This is a genomic window from Bacillus paramycoides (genome assembly GCF_001884235.1).
Taxonomy (GTDB): domain Bacteria; phylum Bacillota; class Bacilli; order Bacillales; family Bacillaceae_G; genus Bacillus_A; species Bacillus_A paramycoides.
Window position 1 is genome coordinate 28,688 of the sequence record NZ_MAOI01000112.1, and the last position, 19,524, is coordinate 48,211.

The following is a 19,524-nucleotide window of genomic DNA, read 5'->3' on the forward strand; positions in this document are numbered from 1 at the left end:
TCATTGTGGGGGGCACATCCTCCACTGAATGTTAAATTACTTCCTCGCTTCTACCAAAGTTTAAGATGAAGTACAGATAATAATGAGCACGCAACATATTTCCTTATATAAATAGAGGAAGTAATTTAGGACTAGTTGAATTTTATATACCTAAATAGTTAGATGAGTTTATAAATTAAAATGCAATACCTCAAGGAGGAATTGTCCGAAAACAATTGACTCAACAACGCCAGGAAATTCTTATGAATTGCCAACATATTAGATTGAATGGATAGAAGAATACGCCAAAAATGACATGATTATAAAGTAATAATAAAAGGAGAATATGATGATATTAGAACCACTTTATGCAGAAAACATTGTAGTAGGTGTCATATATAAAAATGAATTTAGATGGTATGTAACAGATAAAGAACTATGGTTTTTAGATTATAATAAATTAGATAATGCATATAAAAATTTAGGTGTACGCATTGAAGATAATGACGAAACTGAAGAAAGAAATGGAATAGAAGTATTAGATAATAAAAATATAGAAGTATTTTTACCAAGGATTAATAAATATAAAACAACTAAAGAGGAATTAAATTATTTACTACTTAAAAATATTAAAAGTAAAAATGCAGGAGAAGATCTATTAGATTTGAGTCCAGTCTTATTAATTAACTTTGAAAATAAAATACTATATTCAATGTTTCCGGAACCAGCATCATATGAAGAATATGTACCAAAAGATTGGATTGGTAAATACGAAGATTTCACTGAATTCATACCTAAATCAGAGAAATATTGGATAGATGAGTTTAATACTAATCTATTTTTACTATAAGTTAAACAGGAAAAGAATGATGATAGTATATGAGCTAATGAGAGTAATAGAGAAGTAAATGGAATCCCTAAAAATTGGAACCCACAAAAGATTTTAGATAATATCAGTGCAGCATATATTAATAGAACTTATGAATTTGATAACATACACTCTGGAATAGATTCAGATGGTATAGAGATACAATGTATCTAGATTAAAATACAAAAATCATTTCAACTTTCCCATCAGAATAAAGTTTATTTTCATTATAAAGGAGTAAAATAGTAATGAAATATCCATATAGTTTTGAAGTACTTAACAATAGAGATTTAGTAATGAGACTTCCTCAAGAAATTAAACTTGTTGAAACTTTTTTAGGAGTTGAAGTTTCTGCTTTTGGAGATTGGATTTTAGAAGAAATACATAGTGTTTTAAACGGAGAAAAAAATTACGGAGTAGTAAATGGCAACATTTGTGGTTTAGAAATTCGAATCGACACAACTACTGTGTTAGACAATTTAGCCGAAGATGGTAAAGGAGAATTTTGTGAGATTGAAACAATGGAATTGGTAGAATTAATTCGTATTTGGTTAGATAAACGAAAAAAATTCAAAAAAGAGAAATATAAAGAATTGTAATAATTTTAGTGGCTGGCCTCTTAATGAAGTCGGCTTTATTTATTATTTCATATACCTCTCATTATTTATATCCCTTTTGTAACTAATAATTAGAGCTACTATTTTACGTTTTATGGCCGTTTCCCCTAGAGAATTAACCGAAAAACGGAGTATGTATATCTACATATAATACAAGTATATTCAAAACGACGTATGTTCCGTAAAACTTAGAGTATTATCTAGAGTTTTAGACTCGAAGTTGTAAATTTCGAAGTTTGCAGATGACTGGTGAACACAAATTCCGAATATCTTCCCCGCTCCTAAAGAAAAAAGCCGGTATCTTTACCGACTATAATTTGAACTACCTAAAATTCAGATTATTATTAATTAATTATCTTTATATAATAAACATGGAAATATTTACTTCCACCTTAAAACATTATATTATTATATTCATTAATTATGTATTTTAAATTTCAAAAGGAGATGAAGTTTTGATTAAAACTAGAACTGTCATATTAGTTGTCTTTATAGCTATAATTTTTTGTTTATCTCTTAAAGTAATATTTGGTGATAAACCGGCATCGAATACAGAGACATCTACTAAAGCTAAAGATGCTACCTCTGAACCCCAAAAGGAAAAACTATCCGCACAATTAGATACGTTAGATTATAATAAGGAGACAGATAAACTCAATTTATCCATAACTACCAATATTCCTGATTCTACAAAGGCAACCATAAAAGTGTATAGTTCAAAAAAATCAGAGAACTACGATTATACCGCTACAAGTAGTGAGGTATTTAAAGATGGTAAATTACAAACGACTATATCCCCGTCACGTCTTGTCGAAAACGGACAATACTATGTGAAAATACTCATTGATGTTTCAACTGCAGAATATACTTCTAAAAATAAACATCTAATTGATAAACTTGGAAGTAGATATGAAGTAGAAAAACAGTATAGCGGAGATAACTTAGTAAAAATTCGCGATATTTCTTCCGACAAATACGTAATTGAAATTGACACAAAAAATATAATATCTATTGAAAACGGCTTTTCTGAACAAGAAGCACAACAAGAACTAGCTAAAAGAATAAAAGAACGTGAACAACGCGAGCAACAAGAAGCGCAACAACCTAAACAAAATGAAGTTCAGACTACAACTGTTGATGCAAATAGTAAGGGCGAAGCGTGGCTAAAATTATCCGAGGCAGAGAAACGAACATTAACAAACCGACTAATTAGTAACTGGAAGTCTAATGGCTACACAGTTACAGTAGGTGCAGATTGGTTTATCGGAGCTTTAGATGCATTCTATGGAACCCCAGAAACAAATGTAAATACAATCGCGGATGCTATGACTCTATCTGGTGTCGCTGGCGGAGTAGTAAAAAAATAAAAAAATCGACCGCCTGTAGTAGGCGGTCTTTTTACGTTCACTTATCCTCACATTCACATACGTATCGCTAACCGTAATATCGTACGTATTGCCTTTAGAATTTACTAATCAGCATTTACATTTTAAATATATATAGTCACACTATCAAATATACAAAAATTAGTAGCGAAAAAGTTGAACAACTATTTAACAAAAGTGACCAAAACAGTGACTCCTAATTATTTCCCAAGCACTTTCTCAATCTCCATCTCTAAATCCACGGGCTTCGTCTGCGGTGCAAAACGCCTTACTACTTTCCCGTCTCTTCCAATTAGAAACTTAGTAAAGTTCCATTTTACTACTTTCATACCAAATAAACCTGATGCTTGTTCTGTCATGTATGTATACAGAGGATGAGCCTTGTCACCTTTCACATCAATTTTTGCAAACATCGGGAGGTTTACACCGTAGTTTAATTCACAAAAACTTGTAATGTCTGCTTCTGTACCTGGTTCTTGTCCCCCGAATTGATTACAAGGGAAACCGAGTACTTCTAGTCCTTGATCTTTATATTTATCATATAAAGACACATTGGGGATTAAGTGTTCGCTAAGTGAATGAGGGCGGTATTGTAATAGAATTGTGACCAAAGTAGTGACTAACTAATTAATCATAATATTAACTAGTAAATTTCAACCACATTTCTCACTATTTATATCGATTCATTTTCAAAAACCTAAACCCATGATTATATATAAATAATAAATATTCCTCACTTTCCGACACGGATTATCCTATTGTTTTATTGTATGTAAGTATTTTATTTTTCTTCAACGATACTATTTTATATCAAGACATATTTTACATAAAACTAGAAATCATTATTTACTGTTTTGCCCTTGGTTACGGCAACAATTATACTAGATGTAATCCGAATGAAAAATCTGAATATTCTTGAAATTAAGAGTAGGATTTCCTTTGAGGACATAGAAATTATAAAGTATATCACCATGATTTTTTAACATAAATTCTATTTTCAACTAAATGATTTAGAAAACGATAATAAAATTAGGAGGATTACGATGCCCCAGCTTGATTCATTACATCCCATTGTAGAAAAAATAATCAACAATATTGAAAAATTAATGGTCGGAAAACGAAAAGAAACGATCTTAGCCTTGACAGCTCTCTTAGCTGAAGGTCATGTACTATTAGAGGATGTTCCCGGTGTCGGGAAAACAATGCTAGTACGTGCTCTTTCTAAATCAATTGATGCCGATTACAAGCGAATTCAATTCACACCTGATTTACTGCCGTCAGATGTAACAGGTGTTTCTATTTACAATCCAAAAGAGCTCCAATTTGAGTTCAAGCCTGGACCAATTATGGGGAATTTTGTACTTGCTGATGAAATTAATCGTACATCTCCAAAGACACAATCTGCCTTACTTGAAAGTATGGAAGAAGGCAATATCACAATAGATGGCATTACAAGACCGTTACCAAAACCTTTCTTTGTAATGGCTACACAAAATCCGGTCGAATATGAGGGAACATATCCTTTACCAGAAGCTCAGCTCGATCGTTTCTTGTTGAAGCTAAAAATGGGATATCCTACACCAGAAGAAGAATTTGAAATTTTAAACCGGATGGAAAAAACAAATCCACTCTCCCATTTACAAGCTATTACTACAATAGAAGAATTACTTTATTTACAACAAAGCGTACGGGAAGTAAGCATGGACAAAGCAATCAAGCATTACATTGTAAAGCTTGTTAATCAGACTCGTTCTTATAGTTCTATACAGCTAGGTGCAAGTCCACGCGGCTCAATTGCTTTAATGAAAGCTTCACAGGCTTATGCATTCATCCATGGCAGAAATTATGTTATTCCAGACGATGTTAAATTTTTAGCTCCTTACGTGTTAGCTCACAGACTCATTCTAAAAATGGAAGCAAGATTTGAAGGTATAACAGGAGAACAAGTTATCGCCAAAATCGTTGCACGAACTACCGTGCCGACTCAAAGGACGATGAACCTTTGATGAAACGACTACTACGAGCACTATATCACGTTACCAAGTTATTGCTAATCCCTTTATGCCTAGTCTTAACATTTGTGTACGCTATGCTTCAAGGAGGATTTGTAAGTTGGTTTTTGTTTTACAGTACGATTCCTATTGGCCTTTATTCACTACTACTCCCCTTCTACGCTTTACGGGACGCTGAAGTAAAACGAATAACAAACCAAAACGAATATGTAGCAGGAGAACAATTTTTAAGCACTATTACAATAAAAAGAAAATTTCCTTTTCCCTTACTTTATTTAGTTATAGAAGATAAACTGCCACCACAATTTACAAGTTGTAGACAAACAAAGATGAATAAGGTAATACTCTTTCCTGGATTAAAACGAAATATTTCGTTTCAATATGTTATTGACACAATCCCTAGAGGAGAGCACACTTTTTCAAGCGTACGTGTCAAAACTGGCGATCTATTCGGTATGATAGAGAAAGAAGTAACTTTTTCAGTTCCAGATACATTTTTAATCTATCCCCAGTATGTAGATATAACGTATCGACAATTGGAAAATCATTTCGAACAAGGAGCGCTTTCAGCAAATATAAATTCAGCAAAAGACTCTACAGTCTCTGTCGGTGTCAGAGACTATAAACCTGGTGACCGCTTTTCATGGATTGATTGGAAAGCAACTGCACGAACAAACAATATTATGACGAAAGAATTTGAACAACAGCGCAGCCATAATATCATGATATTCATGGACAGAACCCACTCCCCTCTATTCGAATCAGTCGTAACGTTTACTGCCTCTATTGTGAGGGCTGTCTTGAAGCAAAATTCACCAGCGTCATTCGTGTCTGTCGGAAAAGAACGAACTATTTTCCCTTTAGACAATGGAGATACTCAGTTGCAACAAATCTTTTGTCATTTAGCGAAAGTACAAGCAGACAGTGTATTCCCGCTCTCTCGAAGTGTAGAAATGGAATTAAGAAAAATTTATCAGCCCGTAACGATTATACTCGTGACAAGCGATCTTTCTCCCGATATTCAAAAGGCGGCTGACTGTGCTGCTATAAAAAATAGAAAATTAATGGTGTTTGTCGTGAAAGAAAAAGCGAATCAACTCTCACATCGAGAACTAAGTATACTAGAAACTCTACAAAAACGAAAAATATTTGTAAACGCGGTTTATGAAAACCGGTATACAAACGTGTTTTTTGAGGTGAGCAAATGATAACATTACAAACAAAATACCAATGGGATATGAGCAGATTCTTCATGCATGTATGTGCACTTCTTCTTTTACTAGAATGGCTAAGACCCCTTATAGGTATTACAAACGTAGGTAGATTAGATATTTTTGTAATATTTATAGGAATTTGCTTCACTCTCTCTTTTTTTCAAACAAGGTGGCAGATTCCAATAAAAATCGTCACGATCTTATTCATCATTCATTCCCTGTATTATAAAAAAGCTTTTATAAATCCATTTTGGCTAACAACATTTTTTTCTGATATTTCTCGAAATTCCTCCCTGTTTTTCCAGGGGAATTTGCTAGATATTTCTCCAGTTTTTCCAACATTTTTATTTTTTCTATCATTTTGGTTTTTGAGTTCTTTCATCTCTTTTTGGATGATTCATAAAAAACGTGGATTGTTATTTCTTGTATTGACTATTATTTATATCACAACTTTTCATAACTTACATTTATACAATGCAAACTACGCTATTATTCGTACTGTTGTCATCGGCTTTTTTATGCTTAGTCTTCTTCAAATAGAACGAATAAAAGAGATTGAACACTTACAAAATTATGCTAGAGAAATCTCAAAATTACTTAGACCTCTTACAATATTTATTGTATTGTCAGCAACCATCGCATACTTTGCTCCAAAATTTGGCCCTCAGTGGCCAAACCCAATGAATTTTTTAAAATTCAACACATCCGAAGCAAGTAAAAAACAAGAAGTTTCTAAAATTGGGTATGGTTTAGATGACTCACAATTAGGCGGTCCTTTTAAACCGGATAATACAATTGTTTTCACAGCACAAGCGCAAAACAAACAATATTGGAGAGTAGAAACAAAAGATTTTTATACAGGAAAAGGCTGGGAGGTTTCTGAAAATCAAAAAAAGGTTTCATTTAAAAATAAAAACGACGTCGTGAGCTGGTACGAACAAAATACAAAAACGGAGACAACTGAGGCAACAATCACCATGCAAAAAAGTTATACTCACCTTACCTATCCAGCAGGATTAGTATCAGTTGAGGCTTCTTCTGATGTATCATACAGCGTTGACCCATTTTCAGAAAAAATCTATACGATGCACGGAGACTCTTCTACTACTTTAAATTCGTATAAAGTAAGATATGAGATCCCGGAATTTTCCATAGAAAACTTGAAAGCTGTAAAAACGAATGAAGGTCATGAAACAAGTCCTTATTTCATGACAAAGTACACACAACTTCCCGAATCATTACCGCAGCGAGTAAGAGACTTAGCTGTTAATCTTACAAATGATAAAGACAACCGATATGATAAAGTATTAGCTATTGAAAATTACTTCACAGACAATTCTTTTGTATACGAAACAATGAATGTCTTGTTCCCTGCCAATAACCAAGATTATGTAGATCAATTCCTTTTCGATACAAAAAGCGGCTACTGTAATAATTTTTCGACTTCTATGATCGTGTTACTTCGTTCTGCCGGAATTCCTGCTCGCTGGGTAAAAGGCTATACAGAAGGAACTCTTGAGAATACACTTATTGGTACAGAAGGTGAAAATATTTATAAAATCGCGAACAATAACGCACACTCTTGGGTCGAAGTATATTTTCCAGGATACGGATGGATTCCATTCGAACCAACAAAAGGATTTACCAATCCCTATAATTTTATAAATAATACTCCTGCTTCTACTTCACAAAATAGCGAAGAAAATAATTCTAACAACGAGCAAATACACCAACGGAACAATGAAGCAAAGCTCAAAAGTTTAATAGAAAATACAGAAGAAGCCCCTACTAAAAAGATCACAAATTCTAAAAATGGGGTTTCTTGGTGGTACGTATTCCTCTCTACGATACCGATTAGTATCATGGGATACATTCTCTTCACCACTAGAATGAAATGGATTACATTTTTTATTATTCTTTTCTATAAATACCGAAAAGATGATGCTGTTTATATAAAAGCTTACGGTGCACTTTTAAAACAATTTGCGAGAATCGGCATACCACGGGGTGAAAGTCAAACATTCCGAGAATATGCTCTCCGCATCGATACCCTTTACAACTCGACTGATATGCAACAACTTACTTTCAGTTATGAGAACGCTATGTATCAAAAGGGAAAGGCCGCAGCCGAATGGAAGAAATCCGTACACTTATGGGAAGTGCTTATGAAAAAAGCAGCTTCTCTGCCTAAATCAAATGAATTCGATACAGTGATTTAATCTTGATAATGTGAGTTTAAAGAAAACACCTCAAAGACTAAGAGCTACTTTGTTCTTTGAGGTGTTTTTTAATAAACATAATAAAAAGATAGCTAACTCCTAATCGCCTCCGCCATCTCCTGAACTGCCACATACGGATATCGGTACAACAGTAAATACGTACAGTCACGTACTACCAAGTATGCAAAAATCGGTAGCGGAAAAGTTAAACGAGCTATTTAGCGGAAGTGACCAAAGTAGTGACTCCTAATTATTAGCCAAGTACCTTTTCAATCTCCACCTCTAAATCCACCGGCTTTGTCTGCGGCGCAAAACGCCCTACTACTTTCCCGTCTCTTCCAATTAGAAACTTAGTAAAGTTCCATTTTACCGCTTTCATACCGAGTAAACCTGGTGCTTGTTCTGTCATGTATGTATATAGTGGATGAGCCTTCTCACCTTTTACATCAATCTTTGCAAACATCGGGAAGTTTACACCGTAGTTCAATTCACAAAAACTTGTAATATCGGCTTCTGTGCCTGGTTCTTGTCCTCCAAATTGATTGCAAGGGAAACCTAGTATTTCTAGTCCTTGGTCTTTATATTTATCATATACTTCTTGTAATCCTTTATACTGTGGTGTAAATCCACATTTACTAGCTACATTTACAATAAGAAGTGCTTTTCCTTCGTAATCTTTTAACGATTTTTCTTCACCTGTTATTGTTTTAGCTGAAAAATCATGAACTGTCATTGTTCCTACCCCTCTCTTCACTATCATTCTATGTTTATACTATACTACATTCGTGAATAGACAGCTCTTATTACATATTTCTCTCCAAAAATGAAAACGCTTTATTTTTGTTCAAAAATTCGACACAAACTACTAGACTTTTATGATGGAAAGTTTTACAATTGAATTGTGAACAAAATGTGACAGTTTACATTATAAATTGTGACATTTTCAATTCCATTATAAAAGAAAAGGATGGTGTTGATTATGAAAACTGCACAGCGTGAAATGATTTCAAATCGTGAGTTTTATTTCGTACTATATATGATGTTATTGTATGTTACTGGTTGGGTAATCGATGTAAATGGCTTATTCCTAAGTTCCTACTTTAATTTAGCAGGAGAGATTACACTTCCATTAGTTGGCGGTATTGTTGGACTGTTCGTTATGTCTATTAATAAACAACAAACGAAATAACGACATTACATAAAGGCAGAAGACGAGTTTTCGTTTTCTGCCTTTTTCTTTTTTTAGCGTATAATATAAAGTGAAACTTTAATCAGTGGGGATTTTACGGGCAGTAAGACTTCCACAAATAGCGGTAAAAATCTACAAGTATATAAGGAGTGGTAAGTATGAAAAAAGTAGAGCAATTATCTTCCCATCTATATCTTATTGATGATTACGACTTACAACATAATGAACGAACAGGTACGTACGTTTTATTAGGTGACGATATTACTTTAATTGAAACTTGTGCAGCCCCTTCTCTTCCCTATATTTTAGACGGCTTACAACAATTACATATTGATTTAAACGATGTAAAAAACATTATCGTTACACATGTTCATTTAGATCACGCAGGTGCAGCAGGTTTAATGATGGAGAAATGCCCAAATGCTACTCTATTTGTGCATCCACGCGGGGCTCGTCATATGATTGATCCTACAAAACTTATTCTAGGTGCAAAAGCAGTATACAAAGAAGATTTCGATAAGCTCTTTGATCCAATTCTTCCAATTGAAGAAGAACGTGTTCATATTGTACAAAATAGTGATACATTAAAGATTTCAGAAGACCGCATCCTTACATTTTATGATACACCAGGGCATGCGAAGCACCATATTAGCATTCACGATTCAAAAACAAACGGTATTTTCACTGGTGACACGATTGGAATTTATTATAGAGAGCTCGCAGACCTTGGTGTAGAGTTATATCTACCATCAACATCCCCTTCACAATTCCAGCCAGATGCGATGATTGCTTCTAAAAATCATATTCAAAGTATGAATGTAGATACTATTTATTTCGGTCATTACGGGGCATCATCTCATGTTACAGAAGTATATAACCAACTGGAACATTGGTTACCTATTTTCGTTAATACTGGTAAAGAAGTCTTTGAAAAATATAATGATTTTGATGAGGCGACTAAGACATTACAAACTTTATTAATGGATAAAATCTCTTCTCACCTTACAAAGTTAAACGTCCCATCCAATCATTCCGTTTATAACATTTTACATCTAGATATAGAAATTAGCGCAATGGGCATTATTGATTATTTCACGAAGCAAGAGAAATCTAAATTCACTATTAACTAACAAAGAAAAAAGATGTATACAATTGTTATTGTATACATCTTTTTTCTTTGAATATATTTTTAGTAAAGGATGGTGGAATGGTATGCAAAAAGTGATACAATACCTCTGCTTTACATTATTTATCATTTTATTATTATTTGTCGGAGTAAAAATTCAATTTTATTTAGATACAGACGCGCAAGTGAATTTTAACGTTTACCCAAGATTATTCTACTTTACACTCTTCCCTCTTTTGGTCGGCATTTTATTACGATTCCTTCAATCCATTAATCGCGAAACGAGTAAACAAAACTGGAGCTTTCAGCCGGATAAATTTATTGCTATTACAGTACCTACAATATTAATTTCCTTTTCCCCAGCCCTACTCTTTTCACCACTTGGCGAATACCTACCGTATTTAGTTAATATTATTCTTGTGAATACAACTTTCGTTACCATTATTAGTTTAATAGCTGGTTACTCACTCTTAGATTGCTTTATACAAAGGGACAAGACAATTAGTAAGGAATACAACTAAGTGATCTCCCACTTTCACTTTATTATGCAAGTCAAGGGTAGTTGGTTATGGTGGTTTATTTATTAGTGCAATACTCCTTGTGAGAGTTGCTATACATGCGGTGAGAAAGTTCAAGTAAACAAAAAAGGAAAACCTGATAATAAAGGCTCTCCTTTTTTTGTTATCTCACCTTTTCATTTACATACTCCATAAACTGCTCCGCTTTAATAAATCTTTCTTTGTATGCCTCAGGTACTTCTTCTACTTTCATTCCACCCGTTGATTTTGTTTTTACTTGTACTATTTCATATGTCATTAAAGCTTCCACATAGCGATCAAACTCTTCTGGTGTTAATACTTCTTCACTAGATTTATGACCGTTTAATTTATCAAAGTATGGTTGAAGTCCCATACTTATCTTTTTCATTTCTTCCCTTTTCTTCGGTGATAACTGATCATAATCAATATTACCGTTTGAATCTCCATACTCAAGCTTTGCATTTGTTAATTTCTTTAGTTCTTTTGTAAACTTTTCATATTCCTTTGCACCCATTTCATCTTTCGCCTGTGATAACTTTGCACTAAAACGCATATATCCTTCTAATGTCATAGCTCCAGCATGCTTCTTTAAATTCTCAAAAGATCCGTATATACCATCTGCCATAATAGATTGATAAGCAAAACCCGTTGTCGGAATTAAAAATGCTGCTGCAAGCACTCCTGCTATAAGGCGTTTCTTCCTTTTACTCCCCCCGCGCTTCATTTTAATTTGAACGATTACTTTTTCTTTTAACTCCGGCGGGGCTACAATTCCCTTCGCTTCTTCTTGTATAGATTCTCTAACTCTACAATCTAAACTCATTTCACATTCCCTACCTCTCCTAAAAAGATATCTTCTACTTGCTCTTTCTGGCGTAGTTTCTTTAAAGCCGCATGAATTCTAGATTTCACGGTACCGATTGGAATATGTAATATATGTGCTACTTCTTCTTGTGAGTAATCGTGTAAATATCTTAAAATAATAACTTGTTTCAATTTATACGGTAATTTATGTATGAGCTCGATTAGTTTTTGATTTGATATTTTACTTACAATATCGTTAGAAAAATCAATTTGTACTGGTTTTCTTTGCTCTTCTGCTTTTTTTACAATCCGTAGCCGCATCCACCTCTTTCTTCTATAAGAATGAATTTGTTTAATCGCAAGTCCAATTAGCCAAGGACGAAATGGCTTCTCGCTATCATATTTACGAAGCGATTCATATAGCTGTATGTATATTTCTTGAACGACGTCATCTACATCCGTTTTGTCTTCTATTAAAAAATGTGCTGTCTTGTATACTTCTTGAATCGTTTTATCATACAATTCGCCATACGCTTCTTTATTGCCTGATATAGTTAATTGAATTAAATCTGCATAATCTATTTTATCCTTCATATAACACCCCTCCTTTGTCTTACACTATATATTGGCAATTAAATGATATTTCGTTCGATTTTTTTCAAAGGTTTTTATATAAAGTGAAACTTTAATCAGTGGGGGGGTGTCCATCCCCCACTGATTATTAGCCCACACCAATCGGGCTTTTAGGCGGGAGTCTTACTACACGTTAATGCGGGATAAATTAATATAATAATGCAATGCCTTCATAAGTTTCACTTATAACCGTGCATAACAATTATATAATTTTCCAATTCCTAATGAAGATTTAAAATGATTTATATAGCAAAATTTAGGGGGATATATGATGAAAGCTATCGTTGTAACTTCGCTCGGTGGTCCTGAAGTGATGAAATATACAGATGTGGGCATTCCGACTATTTCAGAAAATCAAGTATTAATTCGCATTGTTGCTACTAGTGTTAATTTCGCCGATATTAAATCACGCTATGGTAAAAAAGGAAATAAAGCATTCCCCTTTATTCCAGGGATAGATGCAGCTGGTGTTGTAGAACGAGTCGGTTCTCATGTGAAAAATATTTATCCTGGACAGCGTGTCATTGCTTTTCCTCAAAATGGCTCTTACGCTGAATACGTTGTCGCAAACGAAAATCTCACTTTCGTTTTACCTGATGAAGTCGATTTCCAAACTGCTGCTGCTTGTCCGATCGTATCTTTTACAAGCTATAATTTACTCGCAAATGTGGCCAGACTGCAAAAAGATGAAGCAGTTCTAATCCATGCAGCTGCTGGTGGAATTGGTACTACAGCAATTCAACTTGCAAAACTATTAGGAGCTGGAAAGGTTATCGGTACTGTCGGAAGTGAAGCGAAAAGAAAAATTGCTTTAGACGCTGGCGCTGATTATGTTATATGCAATCAAAATGAGGATTTCGTAGAGAAAGTTAATGATCTTACAAACGGAGAAGGTGTTAATGTTATTTTAGATTCTATTTCTGGTACTGTGTCAGAGAGAAGTTTAGATTGCCTTGCTTATTATGGTCGTCTTGTCCATTTCGGTAATGCTAGTGGAGAAGTTGGTAATTTTCGAACGAAAGATTTACATGCAAGTTGCCGTTCTATACTCGGTTTTAGCTTTGGCACTACACGGAAAAAACGTCCCGAATCTCTCAAAGAAACTGCAAATCAAGTTTTCCGTTATTTACGTGATGGAAGTTTACTAATTAAAGCTACGAAATCTTTTCCTCTTCAAGATGCAGGGAAAGCACATGAATGGGTCGAAAGTAGACAAAGTACAGGGAAAGTAATACTAAACGTTCAGACAGCTCCCTAAAATGAATACATGAAATCGAGGTGTCATTCATGGGATCACGAATTATGCATGTTATTATCGCTAACGGTATTGCCGAGAAACTATCTATTCAAGATAAAACTTCTTTCTTACTCGGAGGTGTAGCTCCTGATGCTGTTCATTCAAAAGACGAAAAAGGAACTTCACATTTTTACGCTGGTACAACGAAGAACTATACGAGAAGAATAGATTACGAATCCTTTATTCATAAATACGAAAAGCATATGGACTCCCCTTTTCTTTTAGGCTATTATACCCACCTCATTGCCGATGATAATTGGCTAAATGGATTTTTTCTACCTTGGCTCAAAAACAGAATTGAGAACGACGAAGCCATCGCACCTATGTACTATAACGATTTTAAATTATTGAACGCAAAGTTGTTGCATCATTATGATAAAGAACAACAGCTCTTCTCCCTTCTTAATCAAGAGGCTCACATTGTGAATATCGAGGAAGTGTCAGAAGAGAACGTTTTAGCTTTTCGGCAATATATTTTTGAGGATATGCTATATCCTGAGCAACACTTGCACGAAAACTTACAAGTGTTTACATTTGATCAAATCGTTGGTTATATTGAGACTGCAATTGAAAAAGGAGTATTTTATATCGAGCAACCCTCTAGTAGAAAATTCACTTCAAATATTTAATCCCCCTCATTACATACGAGGGGGATTTTCACATAACAATACCATTATTTTTTCTTTTCCATTACTGCAAAGTAATTCCCTTCACTATCTGCAAAGTTAAACACTTTACCAGAAGGCATGGTTACCATTTCTCCAACTGTAACATTTTTATTTGTTAGATCTTTATATAGTTGATCAAGGTTTTCTGAGAAGAACATTAAAGACGGTGTACCAAGATTCAATTCCGGACTCATTTTAGAAATAACTTCTTTATTATGTAGTATGATACTCGTTTCAGCATCATTGGTTGGAGCGATTTCAATCCATCTCATTCCTTGCTTGTTATCTTCCTCTGCAATTACATGAAACCCTACTTTTTCAGTCCAAAAATTTACTGCCTCATCTTGATTATTTACATATAACATAATTTGTCCAACTTTATGAATCATTTGTTTTCCCCCTAATAGTTTTAATATTCTATGTAGCTTTCTATAGGTGCTATTATTAATCCTTTTTCATTCATATGTACTTCTTCACAAAATTTATCGACTTACTCATCCCATCAAGCTGGTCAATATAATTATTTCTTTCAATTATGTTATACCCGTCGAATCCGATTTCATCTAATGCCTTGAAGAATGTATCAAAATCCACTTCACCATTTCCTGCCACGACTTCTATATACTCACTTAAACCATTTCTTTTTACCTCTTTACAATCTTTAATGTGCGTTTGTACTATATACTCTTTTAACAGAAATAAACTCTCTATCGGATTTTCATTTACATCACTTATTATATTTGCTGGGTCAAAGTTAACAGCTAGTCCATTTGAGCTTATATTTTCTATAAATCTTTTTAACACTATTGCTTTTTCAGATCCCGTCTCAATAGCAAAGACTCCCCCTAATCTTAATGATAAATTCCCTATCTCATAACAAGTCCTTTGCATCTTATCATATCGCTCGCTCTTTTCATCATCTGGAATTTTTCCAATGTGAGCCGTTATTATATTTGCTCCTAATTCTAATCCCCTATCAGCAACACGTTTCAACGGCTCTATTACACTTTCAACTTCCGCCCCTACAATTCCACTTTCTCCAAAACTAATTGCTAATGACGGAACTTTAATTCCATTAAAAAATAGGCTTTTCTTTAAATTAGCCCATTCTACCTTTGAAATATTAGCTAAGTTAAAATTCGTATTCATAGCATATAGTTGAATATAGCCTAACCCCCATTCTCTCGCCTTTTTTATTCCTTCATTTACTTCAATATGTTTTGTATTTAAAAACATTCCTAATTTCCTGTTCATAAATGTACCTTCTTTTTATTATTTCGCATCATGTTAATATTCGACTCTTTTTATGTTACTTCCTTGTACAAACTAAACTAGAAATGCTACACCTTTATCAACATTTCCTGTAGAATCGTTAATAAAATTTCATCTATTATTCCACAACAAAAAAGACGTAACTATACATAGTTACGTCTTTCCAATCATTTATCTAGGTTTTTTCTTACCAGTAAAAGCTGGCTTCTTTTTCTTTGGTGCTGGTGGTTTAGATTCTACAAATGATCCTTTGAACATTTCTTGTTTCGTAAACACGATACCTAATTTTTTCGCAAATTGCAGTAATTTACGCTCTTCTTGCGGTGTTACAAGAGACACGACAGTTCCTTCTTTACCCATACGTCCAGTACGTCCTGAACGGTGAATATATTGGTCTACTGTGTCTGGTAACTCTAAATGAATTACATGTGTTAAATCATCGATATCTATTCCACGTGCTGCAATATCAGTAGCAAGTAAAATTTCTAATTTCCCGCCGCGGAACGCACGCATCGTTGCTTCACGCTCTTGCTTACTTGCCTCTGCATGAAGAGCTGCTGCTTTCATTTTACGGAATTTCAATTTCTGAGTAATTTCATCTAAACGGAATGGGTCATTTAAGAAAGCAACTGCTTTTACATCGCCCATATGCATAATTCTTCTTACGTAATCATTTTTTTCGCGTCGCTCACAAATGATATACGTATGCTCAACTAAGCTTTTTGACTCTGAACGTGTTACACGTACTAATTGTGGTTCAACTGCTAAATCACGTGCCGCGTCTTCTGCTGCTTTTGTCATTGTCGCCGAGAAGAATACTAATTGACGATCGCGCATCGTTGATTTAATTACATCCTGTACAGCACCCATCATCTTTTGTTTTACAATTTGATCAAACTCATCAAATACAATCGTTTTCACTTCATGCATTTTTAGCTTTTTCATACGAATTAATTCTAAAATACGTCCTGGTGAACCGACAATAACTCTCGGATGTTTCTTTAATTTTTCCACTTGGCGCTTAATGTCTGCACCACCAATTAAAGATGCACCTGAAATATCAGTTCCCGCTGTAAACTTTTGAACTTCTTCATGAATTTGCATAACAAGTTCACGAGTTGGCGCTAAAATTACAACTTGGGGTTGTTTAACTTCAGGATTAATTTTATGTAAAAGGGGTAATAAGTACGCTAATGTTTTTCCTGTTCCAGTTGGAGATTCAGCTATAACGTCTTGTCCTTCTAAAATAGTTGGAATCGCTTGTTTTTGAATTTCAGTAAACTCTTTAAAACCAGCCTTCTCCCAAGCTTGTTGTAAAAATGGTTGCATATCTTTTATCATTCGTTTTTCTCCTTTATCTCTATTTTTGAAGAAAATGTTGTATTGTTCGCACCGTTTCTATCATGTGTGAAATAACAGCTATTAAATCATCAACATGGTCTTCTGTAATCGCTTTTTGAAATAGAACCTCTACCTTATTATGATATGAAATCGCTTGCTTATTATATTCGTATGAAATTTTCTGCGTAATCATTCGCTCTTTTCCCCATATAGAATGTAATAATTTTTCAATTTCTTTGCATCCTATCTCAGGGTGCTCCATTTCGAACGAGAATTCCAGCTTCATTTCACAACCTGGTATAAACTGAGGTACTTCTAATATTTCACCCGATAAGTTCTTTGCATCAACAGATAGTGAAAATGTCGCTTCTACCATCGTTTTAAATGTTTCAGTTAGTTGAAATGAAATACTATACATACGACTTAGTGAAGCAAGGTCCATCACATCTTTTCGATCTGTTACGAGAATATCACCGTGTAAATCGAAATCATAGACAGCTCCTTCCACGATTACCTTTAAATTTTCAAAAGCAGTTGGATCAAACATAATTTCCTCCAAAAAACAGGCGCCTTTCTATGGAAAGGCGCCACTTGATGTATATATAGTTTACAGATAAACGAGATGAATTACAACCTTTTAGAATAAACCTACTGCTTTTCCATCTTCGTTTACATCCATTTGAAGCGCAGCTGGCTGTTTAGGAAGTCCTGGCATTGTTAACATTGTTCCTGTTAACGCAACGATGAACCCTGCACCGATAGATGGTTTCAATTCACGAATTGTAACGATAAAATCAGATGGGCGACCTAATTTTGTTGCATCATCAGAAAGAGAGTATTGTGTTTTCGCCATACATATCGGTAGGTTACTCCAACCTTCTCCTTCAAATTGAGCTAATTGCTTGCGCGCTTTCGGAGCAAATTCAATATCTTTTGCGCCGTACACTTTTTGAGCAATTGTACGAATTTTTTCTTCTAGTGGTAATTCTAATTCATAAAGTGGTGCGTAGTTATTCTCACCTTTTTCAATCTCTTTTAACACTTTTTCAGCAAGGTCAACTCCGCCTTGGCCACCCTTCTCCCAAACTTCTGTTAAGGATACTGCATAGCCACGCTCATTGCACCACTCTTGTAAGTATGCAACTTCTGCATCTGTATCTGTAATGAACTTGTTAATTGCAATTACGAATGGAACACCGAAGCTTTGAATTGTTTCAACATGTTTCTGTAAGTTTTCCATTCCTTTTGCTAACGCATCTACATTTTCTTCTTTTAATTGATCTTTCGCCACACCACCGTGCATTTTAAGCGCACGAATAGTCGCAACAATAACTACCGCTTCTGGCTTAATACCAGCTGCACGTGCTTTAATGTCTAAAAACTTCTCAGCACCTAAATCAGCACCAAATCCAGCTTCTGTAATAACATAATCACCCAATTTTGCTGCCATTGTCGTAGCGATAACACTGTTACAACCGTGAGCAATATTCGCAAATGGTCCGCCATGAATGATAGCTGGTGTATTTTCTAATGTTTGTACTAAGTTCGGTTTTAATGCGTCTTTTAATAGAAGTGTTAACGCACCTTCTACGCCTAAATCTTTAACTGTTACAGGTTGATTTGCAAAATTATAAGCGACCACGATGCGAGATAGACGTGCTTTTAAATCTTGAATATCTGTTGCAAGGCAGAATACGGCCATAATTTCAGATGCTACTGTAATATCAAAACCGTCTTCACGTGGTACACCTTGAACCGGTCCACCAAGACCAATTACTACGTTACGAAGGGCACGGTCATTTAAGTCTACACAGCGTTTCCAAACAATTTTACGCGTATCAATTCCAAGTACGTTTCCTTGTTGGATGTGATTATCAATAAACGCCGCTAATGCGTTATTGGCAGTTGTAATCGCATGAATATCTCCAGTAAAGTGAAGGTTAATATCTTCCATTGGTACTACTTGTGAAAAACCACCACCTGCAGCTCCACCCTTTAATCCCATTGTTGGTCCAAGAGATGGTTCGCGAAGCGCAATTACTGTTTTCTTACCAATTTTATTAAAAGCTTGACCTAAACCAACTGTTACTGTTGATTTACCTTCTCCTGCTGGAGTTGGGTTAATCGCTGTTACTAAAACAACTTTACCGTCTTTCTCATCTTGTAAGCGCTTAAAAATATCAAGAGATAACTTGCCTTTATAATGTCCGTATGGCTCTAATTCTTCTTCTAAAATATTCAATTCAGCTGCAATTTCTTGAATCTTCTTCATACTTGCTTCTTGTGCGATTTCAATATCAGATTTAACTGTTGTAGTAGTTGTCATATACCCTAGTCCCCCTTTAATTGGTTCTGATGATA

The 19,524-nt window shown here is 34.5% G+C and carries 19 protein-coding genes and 2 pseudogenes; 12 read left to right on the forward strand and 9 right to left on the reverse strand.

From position 1 onward, the window contains the following. The first annotated feature begins 328 nt into the window (after nucleotides 1–328). The 3 genes from BAU28_RS23770 to BAU28_RS23780 all read left to right on the forward strand — a co-directional run bounded on the left by BAU28_RS23770 (nucleotide 329) and on the right by BAU28_RS23780 (nucleotide 2,831). On the forward strand, nucleotides 329–829 hold the full coding sequence (locus BAU28_RS23770) for a hypothetical protein (protein ID WP_071720235.1): 501 nt from the start codon (nucleotides 329–331) through the stop codon (nucleotides 827–829). A 266-nt stretch (nucleotides 830–1,095) separates the two neighbouring features. Next, nucleotides 1,096–1,446: a hypothetical protein gene (locus BAU28_RS23775; RefSeq protein ID WP_071720237.1), complete on the forward strand. Its 351-nt coding sequence runs from the start codon at nucleotides 1,096–1,098 to the stop codon at nucleotides 1,444–1,446. A 473-nt stretch (nucleotides 1,447–1,919) separates the two neighbouring features. Then, the gene (locus tag BAU28_RS23780; protein ID WP_071720239.1) at nucleotides 1,920–2,831 is read left to right on the forward strand and encodes an NADH dehydrogenase; all 912 of its coding nucleotides are present in this window, start codon (nucleotides 1,920–1,922) and stop codon (nucleotides 2,829–2,831) included. A gap of 218 nt (nucleotides 2,832–3,049) precedes the next feature. Here the strand turns inward: BAU28_RS23780 and BAU28_RS23785 are convergent. Further along, nucleotides 3,050–3,394 (reverse strand): annotated as a pseudogene (locus BAU28_RS23785) (glutathione peroxidase); the annotation flags it as partial. Between the two features lie 498 nt (nucleotides 3,395–3,892). Here BAU28_RS23785 and BAU28_RS23790 point away from each other — a divergent pair. Genes BAU28_RS23790 through BAU28_RS23800 form a run of 3 tightly spaced genes read left to right on the forward strand, consistent with a single transcriptional unit; the run spans nucleotide 3,893 to nucleotide 8,294 of the window. Continuing rightward, nucleotides 3,893–4,855: an AAA family ATPase gene (locus BAU28_RS23790; protein WP_025151142.1), complete on the forward strand. Its 963-nt coding sequence runs from the start codon at nucleotides 3,893–3,895 to the stop codon at nucleotides 4,853–4,855. Next, nucleotides 4,855–6,069, forward strand: coding sequence for a DUF58 domain-containing protein (locus BAU28_RS23795; protein WP_071720241.1), 1,215 nt, complete (start codon nucleotides 4,855–4,857; stop codon nucleotides 6,067–6,069). The genes BAU28_RS23790 and BAU28_RS23795 overlap by 1 nt, the downstream gene beginning before the upstream one ends. Then, complete coding sequence (locus tag BAU28_RS23800; protein WP_071720243.1) at nucleotides 6,066–8,294, forward strand: transglutaminase TgpA family protein; 2,229 nt, start codon at nucleotides 6,066–6,068, stop codon at nucleotides 8,292–8,294. The genes BAU28_RS23795 and BAU28_RS23800 overlap by 4 nt, the downstream gene beginning before the upstream one ends. 253 nt (nucleotides 8,295–8,547) lie before the next feature. Here the strand turns inward: BAU28_RS23800 and bsaA are convergent, their stop codons facing one another. After that, nucleotides 8,548–9,027, reverse strand: a complete 480-nt coding sequence (gene bsaA, locus BAU28_RS23805; protein WP_071720245.1) for a glutathione peroxidase — start codon at nucleotides 9,025–9,027, stop codon at nucleotides 8,548–8,550. 246 nt (nucleotides 9,028–9,273) lie between these two features. On the opposite strand from bsaA, the gene BAU28_RS23810 reads away from it, so the two are divergent. From BAU28_RS23810 to BAU28_RS31625, 4 genes and pseudogenes are all read left to right on the forward strand, one after another. Next, a complete protein-coding gene (locus BAU28_RS23810; protein WP_048372529.1) occupies nucleotides 9,274–9,483 on the forward strand; it encodes a DUF3925 family protein in 210 nt (69 codons plus the stop codon). Nucleotides 9,484–9,641: 158 nt separating this feature from the next. Continuing rightward, nucleotides 9,642–10,613 carry an MBL fold metallo-hydrolase gene (locus BAU28_RS23815; RefSeq protein ID WP_071720247.1) on the forward strand — a complete coding sequence of 324 codons (972 nt, stop codon included), beginning with the start codon at nucleotides 9,642–9,644 and terminating at the stop codon, nucleotides 10,611–10,613. Between the two features lie 82 nt (nucleotides 10,614–10,695). Then, a complete protein-coding gene (locus tag BAU28_RS23820; RefSeq protein ID WP_071720249.1) occupies nucleotides 10,696–11,130 on the forward strand; it encodes a hypothetical protein in 435 nt (144 codons plus the stop codon). A 37-nt stretch (nucleotides 11,131–11,167) separates the two neighbouring features. Further along, nucleotides 11,168–11,248: pseudogene (locus BAU28_RS31625) on the forward strand (ABC transporter); the annotation flags it as partial. A gap of 42 nt (nucleotides 11,249–11,290) precedes the next feature. Here the strand turns inward: BAU28_RS31625 and BAU28_RS23825 are convergent. Then, nucleotides 11,291–11,971, reverse strand: a complete 681-nt coding sequence (locus tag BAU28_RS23825) for a DUF3600 domain-containing protein (RefSeq protein ID WP_071720250.1) — start codon at nucleotides 11,969–11,971, stop codon at nucleotides 11,291–11,293. Continuing rightward, nucleotides 11,968–12,546, reverse strand: a complete 579-nt coding sequence (locus BAU28_RS23830) for a sigma-70 family RNA polymerase sigma factor (RefSeq protein ID WP_071720252.1) — start codon at nucleotides 12,544–12,546, stop codon at nucleotides 11,968–11,970. The genes BAU28_RS23825 and BAU28_RS23830 overlap by 4 nt, the downstream gene beginning before the upstream one ends. 310 nt (nucleotides 12,547–12,856) lie before the next feature. On the opposite strand from BAU28_RS23830, the gene BAU28_RS23835 reads away from it, so the two are divergent. Both BAU28_RS23835 and BAU28_RS23840 read left to right on the forward strand, forming a co-directional pair. Continuing rightward, nucleotides 12,857–13,843, forward strand: a complete 987-nt coding sequence (locus BAU28_RS23835; RefSeq protein WP_071720254.1) for a quinone oxidoreductase family protein — start codon at nucleotides 12,857–12,859, stop codon at nucleotides 13,841–13,843. 29 nt (nucleotides 13,844–13,872) lie between these two features. Beyond that, nucleotides 13,873–14,511, forward strand: a complete 639-nt coding sequence (locus BAU28_RS23840) for a zinc dependent phospholipase C family protein (protein ID WP_071720256.1) — start codon at nucleotides 13,873–13,875, stop codon at nucleotides 14,509–14,511. Between the two features lie 44 nt (nucleotides 14,512–14,555). Here BAU28_RS23840 and BAU28_RS23845 read toward each other — a convergent pair whose 3' ends face one another. The 5 genes from BAU28_RS23845 to BAU28_RS23865 all read right to left on the reverse strand — a co-directional run bounded on the left by BAU28_RS23845 (nucleotide 14,556) and on the right by BAU28_RS23865 (nucleotide 19,489). Further along, the gene (locus tag BAU28_RS23845; protein ID WP_025149873.1) at nucleotides 14,556–14,939 is read right to left on the reverse strand and encodes a VOC family protein; all 384 of its coding nucleotides are present in this window, start codon (nucleotides 14,937–14,939) and stop codon (nucleotides 14,556–14,558) included. Nucleotides 14,940–15,009: 70 nt separating this feature from the next. Next, on the reverse strand, nucleotides 15,010–15,804 hold the full coding sequence (locus tag BAU28_RS23850) for a sugar phosphate isomerase/epimerase family protein (protein WP_071720258.1): 795 nt from the start codon (nucleotides 15,802–15,804) through the stop codon (nucleotides 15,010–15,012). A 189-nt stretch (nucleotides 15,805–15,993) separates the two neighbouring features. Further along, the gene (locus tag BAU28_RS23855; RefSeq protein WP_071720260.1) at nucleotides 15,994–17,163 is read right to left on the reverse strand and encodes a DEAD/DEAH box helicase; all 1,170 of its coding nucleotides are present in this window, start codon (nucleotides 17,161–17,163) and stop codon (nucleotides 15,994–15,996) included. A 19-nt stretch (nucleotides 17,164–17,182) separates the two neighbouring features. Further along, nucleotides 17,183–17,710: a hypothetical protein gene (locus BAU28_RS23860; protein WP_071720262.1), complete on the reverse strand. Its 528-nt coding sequence runs from the start codon at nucleotides 17,708–17,710 to the stop codon at nucleotides 17,183–17,185. A gap of 90 nt (nucleotides 17,711–17,800) precedes the next feature. Next, nucleotides 17,801–19,489 carry a formate--tetrahydrofolate ligase gene (locus tag BAU28_RS23865; protein ID WP_071720406.1) on the reverse strand — a complete coding sequence of 563 codons (1,689 nt, stop codon included), beginning with the start codon at nucleotides 19,487–19,489 and terminating at the stop codon, nucleotides 17,801–17,803. Nucleotides 19,490–19,524 lie beyond the last annotated feature (35 nt).

Bases quoted from the DNA above. Each gene is read 5' to 3' on its own strand.
- BAU28_RS23770 (WP_071720235.1), top strand. From the start codon at position 329: ATGATATTAGAACCACTTTATGCAGAAAACATTGTAGTAGGTGTCATA.
- BAU28_RS23775 (WP_071720237.1), top strand. From the start codon at position 1,096: ATGAAATATCCATATAGTTTTGAAGTACTTAACAATAGAGATTTAGTA.
- BAU28_RS23790 (WP_025151142.1), top strand. From the start codon at position 3,893: ATGCCCCAGCTTGATTCATTACATCCCATTGTAGAAAAAATAATCAAC.
- BAU28_RS23795 (WP_071720241.1), top strand. From the start codon at position 4,855: ATGAAACGACTACTACGAGCACTATATCACGTTACCAAGTTATTGCTA.
- BAU28_RS23800 (WP_071720243.1), top strand. From the start codon at position 6,066: ATGATAACATTACAAACAAAATACCAATGGGATATGAGCAGATTCTTC.
- bsaA (WP_071720245.1), bottom strand. From the start codon at position 9,027: ATGACAGTTCATGATTTTTCAGCTAAAACAATAACAGGTGAAGAAAAA.
- BAU28_RS23810 (WP_048372529.1), top strand. From the start codon at position 9,274: ATGAAAACTGCACAGCGTGAAATGATTTCAAATCGTGAGTTTTATTTC.
- BAU28_RS23815 (WP_071720247.1), top strand. From the start codon at position 9,642: ATGAAAAAAGTAGAGCAATTATCTTCCCATCTATATCTTATTGATGAT.
- BAU28_RS23820 (WP_071720249.1), top strand. From the start codon at position 10,696: ATGCAAAAAGTGATACAATACCTCTGCTTTACATTATTTATCATTTTA.
- BAU28_RS23825 (WP_071720250.1), bottom strand. From the start codon at position 11,971: ATGAGTTTAGATTGTAGAGTTAGAGAATCTATACAAGAAGAAGCGAAG.
- BAU28_RS23830 (WP_071720252.1), bottom strand. From the start codon at position 12,546: ATGAAGGATAAAATAGATTATGCAGATTTAATTCAATTAACTATATCA.
- BAU28_RS23835 (WP_071720254.1), top strand. From the start codon at position 12,857: ATGAAAGCTATCGTTGTAACTTCGCTCGGTGGTCCTGAAGTGATGAAA.
- BAU28_RS23840 (WP_071720256.1), top strand. From the start codon at position 13,873: ATGGGATCACGAATTATGCATGTTATTATCGCTAACGGTATTGCCGAG.
- BAU28_RS23845 (WP_025149873.1), bottom strand. From the start codon at position 14,939: ATGATTCATAAAGTTGGACAAATTATGTTATATGTAAATAATCAAGAT.
- BAU28_RS23850 (WP_071720258.1), bottom strand. From the start codon at position 15,804: ATGAACAGGAAATTAGGAATGTTTTTAAATACAAAACATATTGAAGTA.
- BAU28_RS23855 (WP_071720260.1), bottom strand. From the start codon at position 17,163: ATGATAAAAGATATGCAACCATTTTTACAACAAGCTTGGGAGAAGGCT.
- BAU28_RS23860 (WP_071720262.1), bottom strand. From the start codon at position 17,710: ATGTTTGATCCAACTGCTTTTGAAAATTTAAAGGTAATCGTGGAAGGA.
- BAU28_RS23865 (WP_071720406.1), bottom strand. From the start codon at position 19,489: ATGACAACTACTACAACAGTTAAATCTGATATTGAAATCGCACAAGAA.